This window comes from Paenibacillus sp. 01T443 (genome assembly GCF_056398325.1).
Genome location: NZ_JBFTPE010000017.1, coordinates 105,873 through 122,277, shown reverse-complemented (window position 1 = coordinate 122,277; position 16,405 = coordinate 105,873). Strand labels below are relative to the sequence as shown.

The 16,405-nt window shown below is 49.0% G+C and carries 20 protein-coding genes and 2 riboswitches; of the genes, 8 read left to right on the top strand and 12 right to left on the bottom strand.

What is annotated here, in order from left to right; all coding sequences use genetic code 11:
- Positions 1 to 103: IS3 family transposase (locus AC1DLI_RS26165; RefSeq protein WP_477607401.1), on the top strand; the 103-nt coding region annotated here is incomplete at its 5' end.
- A 90-nt stretch (positions 104 to 193) separates the two neighbouring features.
- Here the strand turns inward: AC1DLI_RS26165 and AC1DLI_RS26160 are convergent.
- Together AC1DLI_RS26160 and AC1DLI_RS26155 are read right to left on the bottom strand one after the other, a co-directional pair.
- Positions 194 to 1,561, bottom strand: coding sequence for a hypothetical protein (locus AC1DLI_RS26160; protein ID WP_477607394.1), 1,368 nt, complete (start codon positions 1,559 to 1,561; stop codon positions 194 to 196).
- 101 nt (positions 1,562 to 1,662) lie between these two features.
- On the bottom strand, positions 1,663 to 2,220 hold the full coding sequence (locus AC1DLI_RS26155; RefSeq protein WP_477607393.1) for an SLOG family protein: 558 nt from the start codon (positions 2,218 to 2,220) through the stop codon (positions 1,663 to 1,665).
- Between the two features lie 88 nt (positions 2,221 to 2,308).
- Positions 2,309 to 2,411: riboswitch (TPP riboswitch) on the top strand.
- An 86-nt stretch (positions 2,412 to 2,497) separates the two neighbouring features.
- Here AC1DLI_RS26155 and AC1DLI_RS26150 point away from each other — a divergent pair.
- Genes AC1DLI_RS26150 through thiD form a run of 4 tightly spaced genes read left to right on the top strand, consistent with a single transcriptional unit; the run spans position 2,498 to position 5,891 of the window.
- Positions 2,498 to 3,268 (top strand): ABC transporter ATP-binding protein, encoded by a 771-nt coding sequence (locus AC1DLI_RS26150; RefSeq protein ID WP_477607392.1) that lies wholly within the window; start codon positions 2,498 to 2,500, stop codon positions 3,266 to 3,268.
- Positions 3,249 to 4,025, top strand: coding sequence for an ABC transporter permease (locus AC1DLI_RS26145; protein WP_477607391.1), 777 nt, complete (start codon positions 3,249 to 3,251; stop codon positions 4,023 to 4,025). The genes AC1DLI_RS26150 and AC1DLI_RS26145 overlap by 20 nt, the downstream gene beginning before the upstream one ends.
- The gene (locus AC1DLI_RS26140; RefSeq protein WP_477607390.1) at positions 4,022 to 5,056 is read left to right on the top strand and encodes an ABC transporter substrate-binding protein; all 1,035 of its coding nucleotides are present in this window, start codon (positions 4,022 to 4,024) and stop codon (positions 5,054 to 5,056) included. The genes AC1DLI_RS26145 and AC1DLI_RS26140 overlap by 4 nt, the downstream gene beginning before the upstream one ends.
- A gap of 16 nt (positions 5,057 to 5,072) precedes the next feature.
- The gene (gene thiD / locus AC1DLI_RS26135; RefSeq protein ID WP_477607389.1) at positions 5,073 to 5,891 is read left to right on the top strand and encodes a bifunctional hydroxymethylpyrimidine kinase/phosphomethylpyrimidine kinase; all 819 of its coding nucleotides are present in this window, start codon (positions 5,073 to 5,075) and stop codon (positions 5,889 to 5,891) included.
- Between the two features lie 57 nt (positions 5,892 to 5,948).
- Here the strand turns inward: thiD and AC1DLI_RS26130 are convergent, their stop codons facing one another.
- The 6 genes from AC1DLI_RS26130 to AC1DLI_RS26105 form a co-directional block, all read right to left on the bottom strand.
- Positions 5,949 to 6,161 (bottom strand): hypothetical protein, encoded by a 213-nt coding sequence (locus AC1DLI_RS26130; RefSeq protein WP_477607388.1) that lies wholly within the window; start codon positions 6,159 to 6,161, stop codon positions 5,949 to 5,951.
- Between the two features lie 116 nt (positions 6,162 to 6,277).
- Positions 6,278 to 6,775: a preQ(1) synthase gene (gene queF, locus AC1DLI_RS26125; RefSeq protein ID WP_477607387.1), complete on the bottom strand. Its 498-nt coding sequence runs from the start codon at positions 6,773 to 6,775 to the stop codon at positions 6,278 to 6,280.
- A 30-nt stretch (positions 6,776 to 6,805) separates the two neighbouring features.
- Positions 6,806 to 7,537 carry a 7-carboxy-7-deazaguanine synthase QueE gene (gene queE, locus AC1DLI_RS26120; protein ID WP_477607386.1) on the bottom strand — a complete coding sequence of 244 codons (732 nt, stop codon included), beginning with the start codon at positions 7,535 to 7,537 and terminating at the stop codon, positions 6,806 to 6,808.
- A complete protein-coding gene (gene queD, locus AC1DLI_RS26115; protein WP_477607400.1) occupies positions 7,527 to 7,976 on the bottom strand; it encodes a 6-carboxytetrahydropterin synthase QueD in 450 nt (149 codons plus the stop codon). The genes queE and queD overlap by 11 nt, the downstream gene beginning before the upstream one ends.
- The gene (gene queC / locus AC1DLI_RS26110; protein WP_477607385.1) at positions 7,976 to 8,641 is read right to left on the bottom strand and encodes a 7-cyano-7-deazaguanine synthase QueC; all 666 of its coding nucleotides are present in this window, start codon (positions 8,639 to 8,641) and stop codon (positions 7,976 to 7,978) included. Before queC ends, queD begins: the two co-directional genes overlap by 1 nt.
- 145 nt (positions 8,642 to 8,786) lie before the next feature.
- Positions 8,787 to 8,830: riboswitch (PreQ1 riboswitch) on the bottom strand.
- A gap of 143 nt (positions 8,831 to 8,973) precedes the next feature.
- Complete coding sequence (locus AC1DLI_RS26105; RefSeq protein WP_477607384.1) at positions 8,974 to 9,495, bottom strand: hypothetical protein; 522 nt, start codon at positions 9,493 to 9,495, stop codon at positions 8,974 to 8,976.
- Between the two features lie 154 nt (positions 9,496 to 9,649).
- On the opposite strand from AC1DLI_RS26105, the gene AC1DLI_RS26100 reads away from it, so the two are divergent.
- Entirely contained in the window at positions 9,650 to 10,231 is a 582-nt protein-coding gene (locus tag AC1DLI_RS26100) for a DJ-1/PfpI family protein (protein WP_477607383.1), read from the top strand.
- Positions 10,232 to 10,311: 80 nt separating this feature from the next.
- Here AC1DLI_RS26100 and AC1DLI_RS26095 read toward each other — a convergent pair whose 3' ends face one another.
- Positions 10,312 to 11,415 (bottom strand): rhamnogalacturonan acetylesterase, encoded by a 1,104-nt coding sequence (locus AC1DLI_RS26095; RefSeq protein ID WP_477607382.1) that lies wholly within the window; start codon positions 11,413 to 11,415, stop codon positions 10,312 to 10,314.
- 280 nt (positions 11,416 to 11,695) lie between these two features.
- Between AC1DLI_RS26095 and AC1DLI_RS26090 the strand changes: the two genes are divergently transcribed.
- Together AC1DLI_RS26090 and AC1DLI_RS26085 are read left to right on the top strand one after the other, a co-directional pair.
- Positions 11,696 to 12,598 (top strand): J domain-containing protein, encoded by a 903-nt coding sequence (locus AC1DLI_RS26090; protein ID WP_477607381.1) that lies wholly within the window; start codon positions 11,696 to 11,698, stop codon positions 12,596 to 12,598.
- A gap of 170 nt (positions 12,599 to 12,768) precedes the next feature.
- Positions 12,769 to 13,242 carry a pentapeptide repeat-containing protein gene (locus tag AC1DLI_RS26085; RefSeq protein ID WP_477607380.1) on the top strand — a complete coding sequence of 158 codons (474 nt, stop codon included), beginning with the start codon at positions 12,769 to 12,771 and terminating at the stop codon, positions 13,240 to 13,242.
- 99 nt (positions 13,243 to 13,341) lie between these two features.
- On the opposite strand, the gene AC1DLI_RS26080 is transcribed toward AC1DLI_RS26085, so the two are convergent.
- From AC1DLI_RS26080 to AC1DLI_RS26070, 3 genes are all read right to left on the bottom strand, one after another.
- Entirely contained in the window at positions 13,342 to 14,067 is a 726-nt protein-coding gene (locus tag AC1DLI_RS26080) for a FadR/GntR family transcriptional regulator (protein WP_477607379.1), read from the bottom strand.
- 90 nt (positions 14,068 to 14,157) lie between these two features.
- A complete protein-coding gene (locus tag AC1DLI_RS26075) occupies positions 14,158 to 14,883 on the bottom strand; it encodes a LutC/YkgG family protein (protein ID WP_477607378.1) in 726 nt (241 codons plus the stop codon).
- Complete coding sequence (locus tag AC1DLI_RS26070; RefSeq protein WP_477607377.1) at positions 14,876 to 16,405, bottom strand: LutB/LldF family L-lactate oxidation iron-sulfur protein; 1,530 nt, start codon at positions 16,403 to 16,405, stop codon at positions 14,876 to 14,878. The genes AC1DLI_RS26075 and AC1DLI_RS26070 overlap by 8 nt, the downstream gene beginning before the upstream one ends.

Below are 16,405 nucleotides of genomic sequence, written 5' to 3'. Positions count from 1 at the left end.
ACGTGTCGCTGATTACGTAACCTACTACAACTCCGAGCGGTATCAGTGGACATTAAAAAAGATGACCCCCGACGAATTCAGAGGTCATCTCCTTGCTAGCTAAGCTCTAGGCTGTTTTCTCAACTGTCCACAAATAAGGTCACAGTTCAAATATCGGCCGGGGCTGTTTATCAATATTTTAAAATGCGTTCAATTAAGCCGCTTCACCATTCAAATATCTGTAGAATGGCTTATCGACCCAGAATTGCTTCGGCGTAACCACCACATTTGGATCAATCGCTTTAAACCCTGCCACTACCTTGGCGGAATCCTCATTCAGCGAGAAAGGATTAACGGTATAAGGACTGTCTGGATCTGTAATGAAGTTATTCGTAATGATTTCATAATCCTTCAGCTCGGTTTGCGAATAGTAAAGCGGCTGCCACCAGGATGCGGTAATCAGACCCGCTTGGTCCTCTTCATTTTTTTTCGCATACGTCAAAATCACGTTTTGGAAAGCTTCTTTATCTGCCGCATTCGCAAATTCAAATTCAAGGTCATATTCTTTATCATAATTAATGAAATTGCCGTTTTCAATTTGCACAACGTTTGGTCCTGGCGTACCCCATTCAGCTAAAAAGATAAATGCGGAAGTCTTTGGCTCGAATTGCACCTTGGCGTTCAAGCCTTCGCTGCGGAGCAGGCCGATAAGCTGAATTGCATGGTTAAAATCGGAATGCCCGTAGATAAGGGACAGGGAGTCAATGAAATTAGCATCGAAACGGGAGTCTTTGATATTGTAACCCGTAATTAAATCCTGCTTCAGCGCAGTGTTGACAATCGTTTGCAGCTTTGGAGCGTTGATGATATCGGAAGTCTCGTATGCCGTGTTCAGCTTCGCATAAATATCGCTGTCGTTCACATAACCGAGATACTTTTTGTACAAACCTTTCGTAATTAACACTTTGCCGAGCAGCGTATGGATCAATTGCTCGGTGGCTGCATTTTTTGGCTTAAAGCCGGAATATAAATCAGCGGACAACAGCCCTGTGTCCACTGCGGCTGCCACCTCTTGCGCGCCTTTCGTGCCAAGCGCGCTGCTTTTTACATTTAGCTTCGTTAATGCTTTATTCACCTTTGCGGCGGGGTATGTATACGCAAGCTCCTTCAGGTCTGCCGCCCTCACAGCGATCGCAATCGCTACGGCATTCGTAAGCACTTGCTCGCCTTGAATAGACGGTCCGGATAAAATTCCTTTTTCATACAATGCTGCAGCCGGTGCATACAGCTCGCTGCCAGGCTGCACATCAGAAAATGTTACCTCTTTGCCTGAGGGCTCATAACCAAGAATGTCCGCCACTGCTTCAATGAACTCGCCTTTCGTCACTTTGCCGGATAAGCTGACATCAAATTTCTCCTTTAAAAACTGTTTGTACTGCGCTGCGCCGTCTTCTTGTGAAGCTAAAGCCGGTGCTGCCGCAGCTGCCGATGCCGCAAAGGCAGTGGATTGCGCAACAAGAATAGAAAAGGACAAGAGGAGTGCTGCCAGCAGTTTCGTGTAGGAAACTTGTGTTTTTCTCATGAACATGACCTCCGTGTTTTTATAATTCCGATGGATTTAATCGGGAATAGGTAATGTTCCATAGTATACCAACAGAAAAACATAAGTGTCAATGAATATATTCAGTTCTCCGAATACAAATTGTCATCGTCTGCGATGCTTTGAATGTCCTCTGAGCTGATGCTGATATAGCCGTAGCCCTCTGCCTGCTGCTTCTTTAATGCTTTTTCTTTAAAAAACTTCGGGCTGCCCTCGCCCGCATCCTCATCGTAAACGAGCAAAATGCCGTCCGTTTTGCGGAACAGAAGCTCGTCCCTCGCTGTAAACTGCCATATGCCATTGTAGGGCTGGTTGCTGACCGACGCGTAATAATCGACTCCTTTTAAAACCTGCTGATAAAATTCCTTTTTATCGTCCTTCCACTTCTCTTCCGGATTGCTATAAGCTGAAATGATAGAAAGCCTCAAATGAGGATAGATGTCCTTGAGTGCGATCACCACCTCGCAAGCCCACAAATCGACCCCATACTGGCCGGGCGTAATCACCCATTCCAGACCGTCATCAATAAGGGGAACCAGCTTGCCCATCAGCGCTTTTTTAATATAAACGATGCCCTCATGCTTTTGGCTAAAAATATTAAGCTCATGGGCGCGATAGCCTGTAACGAGTAAATTTTTCATTTTATTCAACGCCTTTTCGGATAATTATGGTTTACATCTCTCCAGTGTATGCTATAGTAGAAAAAATACAAATTGAATATCGACCTAATTAATTCACTAGGGGAGTCTAACGGCTGAGATGGAGCACATGCTCCGGACCCTTGGAACCTGATCTGGATCATTCCAGCGGAGGGAAGTGGAGCAGAAGCATTCATTCATGCGCGCAAGCCTTGTTGAACGTCAGACCCGCTCATTTTCCTTCGGAAATGGGTGGGTCTTTATTTGTTTACGGGGGGGGATGCGTATTACCGCGATATTATCGCTTCATCAATTAAGCTACTCGTTCACTTCAACCTCAAAGAAACCGATCTTATCCCATTTGTCATTAGAAGCCTATCCGGGGGAATTTGTATCGATTATCGGCGCGAGCGGATCAGGCAAGAGCACCCTCTTCAAGCTCGTTGCCGGATTGCTGCAGCCAAGGCATGGAGAAATCAGGCTGCATGGCAAGCCTGCGCCGGATCGGCTGGGCAAGATCGCCTATATGCCGCAGCAGGATCTGCTTCTTCCATGGAGGACCGTACTTGAGAATTGCCTGCTTCCGCTTGAGCTGGCACGGGGGAAGCAGCCGATCAGCATCACCCGCATCACGGAGCTGCTGGATCACTTCGGACTCGCAGGCTATGAACAAGCTTATCCGGGCGAGCTGTCCGGAGGCATGCGGCAGCGGGTTGCTTTCCTGCGGACCCTCGTGACCGGTCAAGAACTGCTGCTGCTCGATGAGCCTTTCGGTGCGCTGGATGCCATGACCAAACGCGGCATGCATAAGTGGCTGCTTGAGCTTTGGGGCAGTCTGCAAAAGACAGTCCTCTTCATTACGCATGATCTAGAGGAAGCTATATTGCTCAGTGATCGCATTTATTTACTTTCCGAGAATGAACCGCATGGTGTTCAGGAAATCATCGTCAAGCTGCCGAGACCAAGACATTATGAGCAAAATTACGAGCCGGAATTCGTAATGCTGCGACAAGATTTGGAGCGAAGGCTGCATGCGCAAACCGCTTTTTAAAAAATGGCTTAGCGATTACGGCCTATTTATCCTGCTGCTCGCCAGCCTGCTCATGGCTTGGCAATTGGTTGTACACCTAGGCTTGGTACCTGCCTTCATCCTTCCTTCTCCGACCTCCATCGGCGGTGCATTGATCGACGACAGCAAGCTTCTGCTCGGTCGGCATATGCTCGCTACGCTGCGGGAAGTCGCGTTAGGATTTCTCTTATCGGTCTTTGGCGGCATCCTCCTAGCTTCAGGCATGCATGCGTTCCGAACGCTGGAGAAGGCGTTGTATCCGTTCATTGTCATCAGCCAGACGATTCCGCTCATCGCTCTGTCTCCGATTTTCATCATGTGGTTCGGCTACACGGTTTGGAGCAAGGTCGCCGTCGTTTTCTTAACGGCCTTCTTCCCAATCGTTGTCAGCACGTATGATGGGCTTAGGAAAGGCGACAGAGAATACCGGGAATTGCTGCTGACGATGGGCGCGACGCGCTGGGATATTTTCCGCAAAATACAGATCCCGATCGCACTGCCCTCTTTTTTCTCGGGACTGAAGCTGTCGATCGTCTATTGCGTCGTTGGCGCTACGATAGGCGAGTGGCTTGGCGGCTATGAAGGACTTGGCTATTACASCCGCAGAATGTCGGGCAATTTGAACGCCGACTCGATGTTCGCAGCCGTTTTCCTGTTATCCCTGATCGGCATCATTTTATTTGCTGCCATCGTGCTTTTGGAAAAATCGATATTAAAGAAAAGAGGAAAAAAGAAATGATCGCAATAACAAAATTGAAAGCGGCGGCTCCGCTATTATTGGCGGCACTGTTGTTCATCTGCGGCTGCGGTGGCGAGGCTGCCACAAACAATAAGGAAACCTCTGCGTCTCCCGCCCCCGCTGCTGAAACGAAGCTCGAGAAAATCAGCATTATGCTCGACTGGTACCCGAATGCCGTTCATTCCTTCCTATATGCCGCACAGAAGAACGGTTATTTCGAGCAGCAAGGGCTTGAGGTGGATATTCAGATGCCTGCTGATACAAACGATGCGTTGAAGCTCGTAGCGGCCGGTAAAATCGATTTGGCCCTCAGCTACCAGCCGCAGGTGTTAATGGCTCGCGGCGAGGATATTCCCGTAAAATCGATCGCTGCAATCGTCCGGCATCCGCTCAATCATCTCATGGTTCCGGAAGGCGGAGAAATCAAATCGCCCAAGGATCTGGTCGGCAAAAAAGTCGGCTATTCCTCCATTCCGCTATACGAAGCCATGATGCGCACAATGATCAAACAGGATGGCGGAGATCCGCAGAATGTCGATATGATCGATGTAGGCTTTGACTTCATTCCGGCTATTGCCACGAATAATGTGGATGCCATCATAGGCGGATTCATCAATCATGAGCAATTGCTGCTGGCCAAGGAAGGTCATGTCATGACGGCAATCAACCCTACTGATTTCGGCGTGCCTGATTATTACGAGCTTGTGCTCGTTGCCAGCGATCAAGGACTTAGCGAAAAGCAAGCGCTGTTCCAAAAATTTCTAGCCGCGATAACTGAAGGACAGCAATACGTTTCCGAGCATACCGAGCAAGCGCTGGCCATCTTGTTCGAGCATGAAGACCAAACGTCTCCGCTCGATAAAGAAATTGAAACGAAGAGCTTGGACATCCTGCTGCCGCTTATGGATGCGGGAGATCAGGCGTTCGGATACCAGGATCCCGCTTCGTGGGCCAATGTCAAGAATTGGTTAAGCGCGAATGAGCTGCTGCCGCCAGACATAAAGGCTGAGGATGCATTTTCAAACTTATAAACGAGGAGATGAGTCGATGAAACGATATAAAGCGCTAACGATTGCAGGCTCGGACAGCGGCGGCGGCGCAGGCATCCAAGCCGATCTAAAAACCTTTCAGGAGCTCGGTACGTATGGGATGTCCGTCATTACCGCTGTTACTGCCCAGAATACGCTTGGCGTTCAGGGCGTTTATCCGATGGAGGCCGCAGCCATTCGAAGGCAGCTTGATTCCATTGGCGAAGACCTTACGCCCTCAGCTCTTAAGACAGGCATGCTGTTCAGCAGTGAGATCATCGAGATCGTGGCCGCCAAAATCAAGCATTACGGTTGGCAAAACTTGATCATCGATCCTGTTATGGTAGCTAAAGGCGGCTCCCCGCTGCTTCAGCAGGAAGCCGTTCGAACGCTGATTAAGCATTTGCTGCCGCTCGCGCTTGTGACAACGCCTAACATTCCGGAAGCAGAGCTGCTCGCCAAAATGCCGATAAGAACACTCAGCGACCGTGAGGAAGCCGCCAAGATTTTGTTTCAAATGGGCTCCCGAAATGTTGTCATCAAGGGCGGTCACAGCTCCGCTAACGAGCGGCTCGTTGACCTGCTTTTTGACGGAGACCGATTCGTCTATTTAGAGAGCAAACGCATCGATACCCGCCATACTCATGGGACCGGCTGCACCTTCTCTGCGGCGGTAACCGCCGAGATTGCGCAAGGCAAATCAGTGCCCGAGGCGATTAGGACCGCCAAAGCCTTTATACAAGCAGCCATCGAAGATCAGCTGGGCTTCGGTGACGGGCATGGGCCTACGAATCATTTTGCCTATCGAAGCCATCTTACGAGCTCACGAAACGCGTAATCCCCATAAACATAGCAGACGCCGCTTCCCTACTTGGAAAGCGGCGTCCATTTTTTATTAGCGAAGTCGCGTGATTGAACCGTCATCTCCGTATTTCTCAATCGAAGATTCAATGAATCGATCTATTTGGACATACTTAGCTTGCTCCGACTCATCCTCAGCTGCATACACACGTTCTGGCACCACGCCATAACTCGACAACGCCGCGGCAATCGTAAAAAGCAATACTGACATACATAACACGTTTCGAATCATCGAATGCCCACTCATTTGCTCACCTGCTCTTTTTCTTTAATAAAAATAAGTATAGGTGATTTCATTCCGAATGAAATGGACTTCGGGAAGGACATGACACTGGACTTTAGGCTGGCAAGAAGAGCCTATAGCTAGCGATTATCCACTTTTTCCGGGTATAAGTCATGATTCATGAGGCGATGCTCTGCCATTTGCTCATATTTGGTGCCTGGTTTGCCCCAGTTGCAATACGGATCAATGGAGATGCCGCCGCGCGGCGTGAATTTACCCCATACTTCAATGTATTTTGGATTCATAAGCGCGATCAAATCATTCATAATGATGTTCATGCAATCCTCGTGAAAATCACCGTGGTTGCGGAAGCTGAACAGGTACAGCTTCAACGACTTGCTCTCTACCATTTTGTGATCCGGAATATAGGAGATGTAGATCGTCGCAAAATCCGGCTGCCCCGTCATCGGACAAAGGCTCGTAAATTCCGGACAATTAAACTTAACGAAATAATCCCGGTTCGGATGTTTATTATCAAACGCCTCCAAAATATCCGGGGTATAATTGAACGCGTATTGTGTTCCTTGGTTGCCTAGCAGCGTTACGCCGCTCAGCTCCTCCTTGCTTCTTCCTTCCATGATCCCTTCCGCCCTTCCTGCTTATTTAGATTAAACGCCCTTCTTATTGCCCCATACCCAGGTATGCAGCTGAGGGAGCACATGGACCCGCTTCAGCTCCGCATTTCCCATCACCTGTTCGATCAGCCATTCATAACGCTCTAACAAATATGGAAGCATCCGAACGGGTTCCGTTTCCTGCAGCTGGCCGTTCCCTGCTTGCAAATAAAAAGGGACCAGCGGGTAACGCTGATGGACAGTGGTTGCGTATTCGAGATCCGCTTCGTCAAATATGACTGTTTTCAAAGAAAAGCTAGTTTTTCCCGCTGTTAGCTTGGATACAATGTCATCGAGCATCGCCCAATCCGTGTGCATCCCTGAGCTTGGCGGCTTTGGCGACAAGGTCAGCTCATCGATCGACCAAAACCAATCCTGCCAGCGGCTGCCCTGCGTCTCCAGTGCAACGCTAATCCCCTGCTCATGGAGCGCATCAATCAAAACGTTCAGCTGCGGCAGCAAAGCAGGATTTCCGCCGGAAATCGTCACATGCTCAAAGACGTCCCCTCCGGTATGCTTCAATTGCTCTATAATTTCATTTGCCGTCAGCATGCGTATATCTGCTTTGGCACTGCCATCCCACGTAAATGCCGAATCGCACCAGGAGCAGCTGTAATCGCAGCCTGCGGTGCGGACGAACATCGTTTTGCGGCCAATGACCATGCCTTCCCCTTGAACGGTTGGCCCGAACACTTCTAGAACGGGAATCCGCTTGTTAGCTGCCATCATTACCCGCCTTTCTCTTCGGACGGTAAATGCAATAGCTCGTCGGCGTTTCCCGCAAATAAACCTGAATACACTGAGGCTTATTCATCGTGCCGTCCAAATGCCGCTGTACGATTTCGGAAATCGTACGCGCCACCACTTCCGTCGTCGGAAACCGATCGGACTGTTCCTCGCTGAAGCTCTCCTTGTCGTCATTGAGCAGCGAATGATCGAACCGATCATGAATAAGCCGCTTAATAATCGCAAAGTTGACCAGAAACCCTGCCGAATCAAGCTCATCGCCCGCAATCGTTACGTTCGCGTAATACGTATGCCCATGGAGCTGCTGGCATTTACCCGCTTCCTCTGCCGGCACGAAATGGGCCGCGGCAAAATGAAAATCTTTGTTCAGCTCATAGCAATACGGGTGCTGTGCTGCTGGATATACCTGCTGCAGCATCATGATTGTACTCCCTGTATGCGCTTGGCCAGATAATCATCCAGTCCTTTTCTCCGAAGCTGGCACGCTGGGCATTCCCCGCAGCCGTCAGCTATAACGCCGTTGTAGCAGGTCAATGTCCGCGAGCGTACAAATTCGAAAGCGCCAAGCTCATCTGCAAGCTCCCAAGTTTCAGCTTTATTCAGCCACATCAGCGGCGTATCGATTACAAATGGATAATCCATCGATAAATTTAGTGTCACATTCAGTGATTTCACGAATACATCCCTGCAATCCGGATATCCGCTAAAATCCGTTTCACATACGCCCGTCACGATATGCTTCGCGCCAAGCTGCTTGGCAAGGACAGACGCAAAGGTAAGAAATAAGAGATTTCGTCCGTCAACAAAGGTGGACGGGAGCTCACCTTCCTTATGCTCAATCGCGATATCATCTCTTGTAAGCGCATTGGGCGCCAATTGATTAAGAAGGGACATATCCAGAACGTGATGCTTAATATTGAGCTCCTTGGCAATATCCGCCGCGCAATCCAGTTCCTGCTTGTGCCGCTGCCCGTAATTAAACGTAACGGCCTCTACCTCCGAGAACCGTTCCATTGCCCAGAACAAGCAAGTGGTGCTGTCTTGGCCGCCGCTAAACACGACAACCGCCTTTTCTTTTTTCATGCTGCATCTCCCTCTCTGGTTTGAGAAGATCGAGATCGCCTGACATCCTTCATCGCTGGCTAAAAAACTAAAGAAACAGCGCGAAGCGGCTCGAACCGGTTCACGCCGAACGCAAAAACGACGATGTCACCTGACGGGACAATCGTTTCGCATAGTTTTTTATAGAGGGAGTTCGCGAACCTCTCCCGGCTGCTAATCTCATCAATGGACATAGCCCCGGAGTTTCTTCTTTAGTTGGTTATTCTCAAGTACTATAGCATAGCTTTGGTTATATGAATACAGACAGTATTTTACTGGGAAAATCAAGAAAATCTTATTTTCCCCAAGTCTGCTTATCCCGCAGCCTCTTCCAGCTTCATTAACGTTTGCAGCATATGCTTAATCAGCTCGGGAATGTCGTCCATTTGGTCCTCGCTAATTTTCCTGTTAAAGCTTAGCTCGATTACATTCGAATAGATCGGCGTTTCTGTGCCGTATACGTAACTGATCGTCTGTGTAGGAACCGTATCTGGCTCCCATATCCGCTGCATGATTTGCTCGACCTGCTTACATTGCCCGTCAATATCATGCATCTTCATATAGAAACGCAAACGCAGCGCACATGACGGCGTCTCCCCTTTCAGCTCCAAAATTTCGGCTGCCAATTCCTTAAGCGAAGCCGTAAGCTGAATTTCTGCCGACACGGCAAAGCGCTCCGCAAGTTTGAATTGAAGCGCAAATTCCCGTGACATAACGGCCAGCTCCAAACGGTCTATCCGATTAATAATATCAATCTTCCGATCGAGCGTGTCCAAATCGTATAGCTGGTTTTCAAAGGCTACTTTTAAGTTCTCGAATACGGTTGGATCAAACATCTCTGCTTCCTCTTTTCACCTGCAATATAACTCTTTGCTATTGTAGTTCAAATTCTACAACGAATCGAGCCTTCTGACGTTTTTTTCATGATTATGCTATACCAGGACGTATAAATGTAATATTATTACAGGATGAAAGGTGGGTGCCGCGGCGATGAAAATAGCTTTTATTTTATTTGATGGCGTTACTTTTTTGGATTTTGTCGGCTTTTATGATGGGATAACACGCTTAAAGTATTTCGAAGCGACGAAAGATTTCACCTGGGATATTTGCGCTCTTCAAGATGAGGTTACGGATGAGCTTGGCATGACGATAAAAATAAATAAAATCAAACCTGCGTTAGCTGAATACGATATTATCTTCATCCCGGGCGGGTTTGGGACGAGGGCGCTCCGCTATGATGAATCCTTTATGGATTGGATCAAAGAAGCAAAGGATGCGCAGTATCTCATCTCCGTTTGCACAGGCTCCTTACTTTTAGGCGCGGCCGGATTTTTGGAAAATAAAAAAGCAACGACGCACCCTTACGCTTATGATTTATTAACGCCTTATTGTCAGGAGGTAGTCCATGCCCGCATAGTAAAGGACGGCAACGTGATTACCGGCGGCGGCGTAGCCACTTCCATCGATTTGGCTCTTTACGTCAACCGCTTATTCCTCAGTGAGCAGGACCTGCAAAACATAAAAAAACAAATGGATTACCCTTATGAGATGCAGGATATGGTAACCTTTTAAATCATCCATCCCGCATGCTGCGAAAAGCAAAAAAAGAGACCGATCTGTAAAACCAGATTGGTCTCTTTTTTCTGCTCGACTTATCTTAAATATAACTGAAGCGGTGACAAGCCGAGCTCCCGTACGCCTTCAGCAACCAAACCGGCAATTTGGATGCCGCCGAGCTCTTGGAAATGCGTATCATCCTGCGCGCCGTTTGGAAAATGAATAAATTCGCCCGGGTACGCCCACATGAACAACGCCTTCGAGAGCTCATCGCCTAGCTGCTCATATAAAGCTTTGCTCTTGGCAGCCAAATCGATGAGCGGAACGTCCAGCTCTGCCGCAAGCTGTTTCATTCCAAGCAAATAATCGCCATGCGTATCGATAATCCGGCCTTCTCCGTCAAACTTGCGGCGATGCATCGGCGTGATAAGCACCGGGATTGCGCCGCGGGCTCTAGCTTCTTCCACATAGACAGCCAGCATCTCCTTATAGCTGCCAAACGGCTCCGTTGCCCGCTCCTCGTCCGGTTTCTCGTCATTATGACCAAATTGAATCCATAAATAATCGCCTGGCTTGATTTGTTCCAATATAGCAGCCAGCCGCCCTTCATTAATGAAGCTTCTTGAGCTTCTGCCCGACTTGGCATGGTTGTCAATCGCAACATCCGTCTTAAAATATAGCGGCAGCATCTGCCCCCAACCCGCATAAGGAAAGGTATCCTGATCGGTCACGGTCGAATCGCCTGCCAAATAAATGGTCGTTGCTTGCTTGGCTTCATCAATCTGCAGCGCATTAATACGCGGCGCAATGCCGGAGAACGCAAGCCGCAGGCAGCCGTCTGTCACTTTAACCGTGAAGCTGTGTACCGCGTACTGTCCAGCCGAAGTAACCGCCTTATTGAGCACGATGCGTCCAACGCCATATTTTAAAGTCGTTGAAGTCGGAGCGATCGCATCTCCCATTGTGGCAGTAACCGTGTATAAGCCGCTCGGGAGATCAATCCTAAACACCGTATCAAGCGGAATGCAGAATGCACCTCTCAGGCGGTCCTGCTCATCGCGGTTACGCGAGGTGACATGCTCATTCGACTCAAAACCATAGCCTGGAACCTCGCTGTAAACCGAGCCGGGCAGCACCTGTATATACGGGGAAGCCGGCGCGCTGCCGATTCCGAAATCAAATTTGAACGAAATAGTCATGAATGCACCATCCTATACGATTATTGTCCTATTGCTAGAATAGCAAAACATGCGAAAATAGGAAGTCAATAATTCGGCTATATTGTGCAAAATTCAGATCCGCTGCAAATCGAGGACTGGCGGCGAACACATGCCGCTCGTCTACCGACGCAAATGGCAGCGTGTAACCGGATACGACAAATGAACGCTAGAATACGTCAAAATTTGCGTTAACCGCGGAATTCCGTATACTAATAGATAGGAATCATATAGGAGCTACTTACTAATTGAGGTGACACGAGTGGACGAGTTAAAACAAGCCTATGCAACGATGGGGCTGCCAGAGCTTGCTGCCAAAGAGGAAGTGGAGAAGCGTTATACGACGCTTATGCGCCAAGCCCGCTCCAGAACGCAGCAGTTGAAGGACAACGCAGAAGGCTCGGAGGATTCTTTTGCAAAGATTACGCAGGCGTACCGGCTTATTTTGGAGTATGAGGATCGCAAGCTGACCGATGCATTCAATGAGCAGGAGTATGGCAAATACAGAAAGATGGCTGGACAAGCCCAAAAAATGGATCATTTTTGGCGCTATTACAAATTCCACACGCTCGGGGCTATCGCAGCAGTCGCACTTATTATCTATGGGGTTATCAGCTTCATGAATTATCGCGAGGAGCAGGAACGGCTCGCTAATCTGCCGCCTGTCGACTTGAATGTCTCCTTTATGGGCAATTACATGCTGAAGGAGGATGCGCCTAAGGAAGAGCCGATTGAGAACGCGCTTTTGACAGCGTTTCCCGAATGGAAGAGATTCGTAACAAGCGTTACTCTAGTTCCCTCGGATGAGCAGGCACAATATGCCTATATGCAAAAAGCCGTACTCGTCTTAGCAACCGAGAATCCGGATGTCTATATTATGGACAAGGGTATTTTTGAATGGGTGGGCAAGCAAGGTGTCCTACTGAATCTTGATGATGCTGTGAACGGCGATCTTAAGCCTCTTATGAAGGACGGCGTCGCGAAAAAGCTGAAAACCGATGAGGATACCGAGGAGCATGTGTACGGTATCGATCTTAGCAACAGCGCACTCGTTGATCAAGTTCCTCTGTATAAAGAGAGCATGATCATCGGCATCCGGCTTGATAGCAAAAACCCTGATAAAGCAAAGGAATTTATTAAAAAGTATTTAGCTACGATAAAATAAAAATAGCACTCGAAAGCCCGAATACGGTACTCATTGTCATGATGAATACTGCGTTCGGGCTTATTTATTTTCTAAAAATAAGAGAAGCTTCCGTAGGTATTTTTTGGTAGAATGATGATGTAGCGATGCTGTTCCTGAATATATTAAACATGCAGAGGAGATTGCCCCGGATGGAAGCGAATGGAAAACGTTTGGAAATAGAAATGGCCGATATTTCCGGCTCCAAATTTCATAAGGTGAACGCGGAAGCTTCGGTTTTTGACGATGTCAATTTAGCCAAAACGCAAATACATAACGTCAACATGAGCAGCATGGTTTTGGATGATGTCAACATGTCCCATATCAGCATTTCGAATGCTAATTTATCCGGTTTGGAACTTAAAAATGYGAATCTGAGCCATGCCGTGTTTGATCATATTCATTTATTCGGAACCGAATTTCGAAATGTAGTGCTTCCAAGTGAAGAATTTGATAACTATAGCCCTGACGGGGTATACAAACCGGTCGTTTTCCAGCAATCCGATTTGTGCAACGCGCAGTTTATAAATTGTAATTTATCAAACCTGGATCTTCGTGACTGCAATATCGACGGGTTGAGGATCAATGGAGTATTGCTTGAGGATTTAATCAAGGCACAGCAATAATCAAAGGTTCGATCTGAATACAAAAAGGCTGACATCCTAGGGCTTCCAGCCTTCTGTGTCAGCCTTCTATTATGATGCCACCTTAAAGCTGCCGCTAATTTAGCTTTCGCCCAAGTGTTTCAAGACAATCCGCTCAATATGCTGCAAATGCTGCTTCATCCGTTCCGCTGCGAGCTCTGAATCCCGCTGCACAATCGCCTCGAAAATCGCAGAATGCTCCTTATAAAGGCGCTCCGCGACAGCCGTGCTTGCATACAGCTCCACCCGCCGAATATCGTGGATCGCCGTTTCGATATGATTCATGATCGACTCAAACAGACGCACCATGATCGAGTTATGCGTAGCCCTTGCGAGCGTCAGATGGAATTGCAGATCCAGCCGTTCACCTTCCGCCTCATTGCCTGCGCTGCGCTTCATTTCCTCGATGAGAGCTCTGAGCTGATGACTATCCGCCTCCGTATGCTTAACCGCTGCAATAGCCGCATTCGATACTTCAAGTGATTCACGAGCCTCTAACAGCTCTAGCACCGTGTTACGGTTCATGCGAAGCGACTCCAGCTCAGGCAGCTCCATATCCGCCGGAACGCTGCGAATGACGCGACAGCCGCCGCCTTGGCGAATTTCGATCAAGCCCATCGCTTTAAGAGCGCTGAGCGCCTCCCGGGTTGTCGAGCGGCCAACGCCGAATTGCTCGGACATTTGCTTGGTTGAGGGAAGCTTATCTCCCACCTTCAGCTTGCCCTCTATAATAAGACGTTTAACCTGTTCGGTAATTTCCTCGTAATGATTTCGTTTCGACAGCTTCTCTACTTCTAATGGCGGCATAGCCTGTCACCTCCTAAGCGTCAACGGCCGACTTAGCCCTCATGCGGAAAAAAGCCCGTTTCGCACCGTCATACTTCTCTACCCATGCGTTTACCCGACTAGCAGCGCATACACGATTCCCGGACCGTGAACGCCGATCGTTAGATCATTCTCAATATCAGAGGAACGGCTCGGTCCGGAAATAAAGTGAATGCCTGCCGGAAGCTGCTCTCTACCTGCTTCATCAAAAGTAACGAGCACCTCGCCGAGTCTGGTTTTCAATCGTTCAATCGGGATAATGATTATGAGTACGGTTGGCAGCAGACTGACCGAACGCCCTTTATTCGGAGCCGATAATACGGTAACTGAGCCTGTATACGCGACGGCATGATCCGCAACGACGATGCCAAAATCCGCTTCAGCCGCGCGAGCTCGCCAATATTGCTCATCATCCGTATTCCACGTCGAGACCTTTGCCTCGGTTAGAGAGTCTTCCAAAGCTAGCGCATCCAGTTCCGGCTGGTTCTGGCGAATGACATATTTGGCACTCATCTCCTCCGCCTTTTGAACGATAAACGCCTTTGCCTCTTCCATCGATGGAAGACGGGCTATATGACCGCCTACCGATAGGAAATTGTCCGTAAAGGCTTGGATTCGCTCCTCTTCCGTCCATTCGAACGCGTTCCAGAAATCAGGCGCTCCGCGGAACGGATGCTGCGGCTTATCGTACATTCTCGGATGTCTCAGCTTAGCGGCTATGCCGTTCATAAACTGTTCCTGCTTCGCTTTCGATTCCGCTTCAAGCTTCTCAAGCCACTGCTTATGCGAATCAGCCATGACCGTGTCCTCCTTTGCCTTGCTTCTCATCTAGCTCGCGCTTTCGCACCAGCTCCTCCATCCGGTTTTGCATGGACGGCTCCATCTGCTTAAGTCCTTGCTTCAGCTCTTGGTCAAGCGTCCCCCAGCGATCGCGGAACGATTCCTTAGGCAGGCTAGGCGTAACGCGATAGGTGTTCCAGCCTTTAAGCGGTCCAAGCTTTGTCTTGATGACTCCGCTGCGCACGACCAGCTTTTGACCGAGTTTCCCTAATCGCAGCATACCGCCAAGACGCGAGGAATTTCCCATAATAGTGGCAAAGCCCTGCATGCCGATCGATTCCATTTTGCTGCCGTTACCGCTTTCCACCTTGCGTCTGCGCAAATAAACGAGCATATCGTGAAGCGGTATTTTGACCGGACAAGCCTCATAACATGCACCGCATAAGCTGGAAGCGTTAGCGACATCATCCCATTCGGCAATATTTTTATTCAAAGAAGGCGTCAACACGGCTCCAATCGGGCCGCTGTAGGTGCTGCCGTAAGCATGGCCGCCAATATGTCGATAAACCGGGCAAGCATTTAAGCATGCGCCGCAGCGGATACAATTCAGCAGCTCTTGAAATTCAGGGTCGCCTAGCTGGAGCGAGCGTCCGTTGTCGATGATGATGATATGCATTTCATCTGGTCCGTCTGCATCCTCGGAGCGGCGCGGCCCGGTAATGCCAGACATATACATCGTCAGCTTTTGGCCAGTCGCCGAACGAGGCAGCAAGGTCGCCATCACCTCGAGATCAGACCAGGAAGGGATGATGCGCTCCATGCCCATCAGCGTAATTTGTGTTTTTGGAACCGTGCTTACCATGCGTGCATTGCCTTCGTTTTCAAAAAGAACCATCGATCCGGTCTCCGCAATCGCGAAGTTGCAGCCGGTCATGCCAATCTCAGCATCGAGGAACTTCTCGCGCAGCTTCTTGCGTACAAAGCCCGCAAGGGCCGTCGTATCAGGTGGAAGCGTGTAGCCCGCTTCTTTGGAGAGCAAGTCGGCGATTTGGTAACGATTTTTGTGAATAGCCGGAATAACGATATGGGAAGGCATTTCTCCCGCAAGCTGAATAATATATTCACCCAAGTCGGTTTCTACCGCTTCTACGCCGATGGATTCAAGCGCCTGATTGAGATGCAGCTCCTCGGACACCATCGATTTTGATTTTACGACTGATTTGGCGCCCGCATGCTCAGCAATATCAAGCGTTAGCTTAACGGCCTCCTCCGTCGTATTCGCAAAATGCACATGCACCCCGTTCGCCCGCGCATTGTTTACAAACAAGTTCAAATAATAATCCAAGTGCGCAATGGTATGAAGACGGATCTGCTTGCCGCGTTCCCGCCACTCCTCCCAATTGCCATGCTCTTCTGTCGCTTTCTTCTTCCCATTGCGCAGCCGCTCGGTTGTAAACCGCACCGCTTTGCGTAAAAATTCGTCATTGAGTGCGAGATCCGCTCTTGCTTTTACGGTAGCCTCTGTTTTTGCACCAGCCAT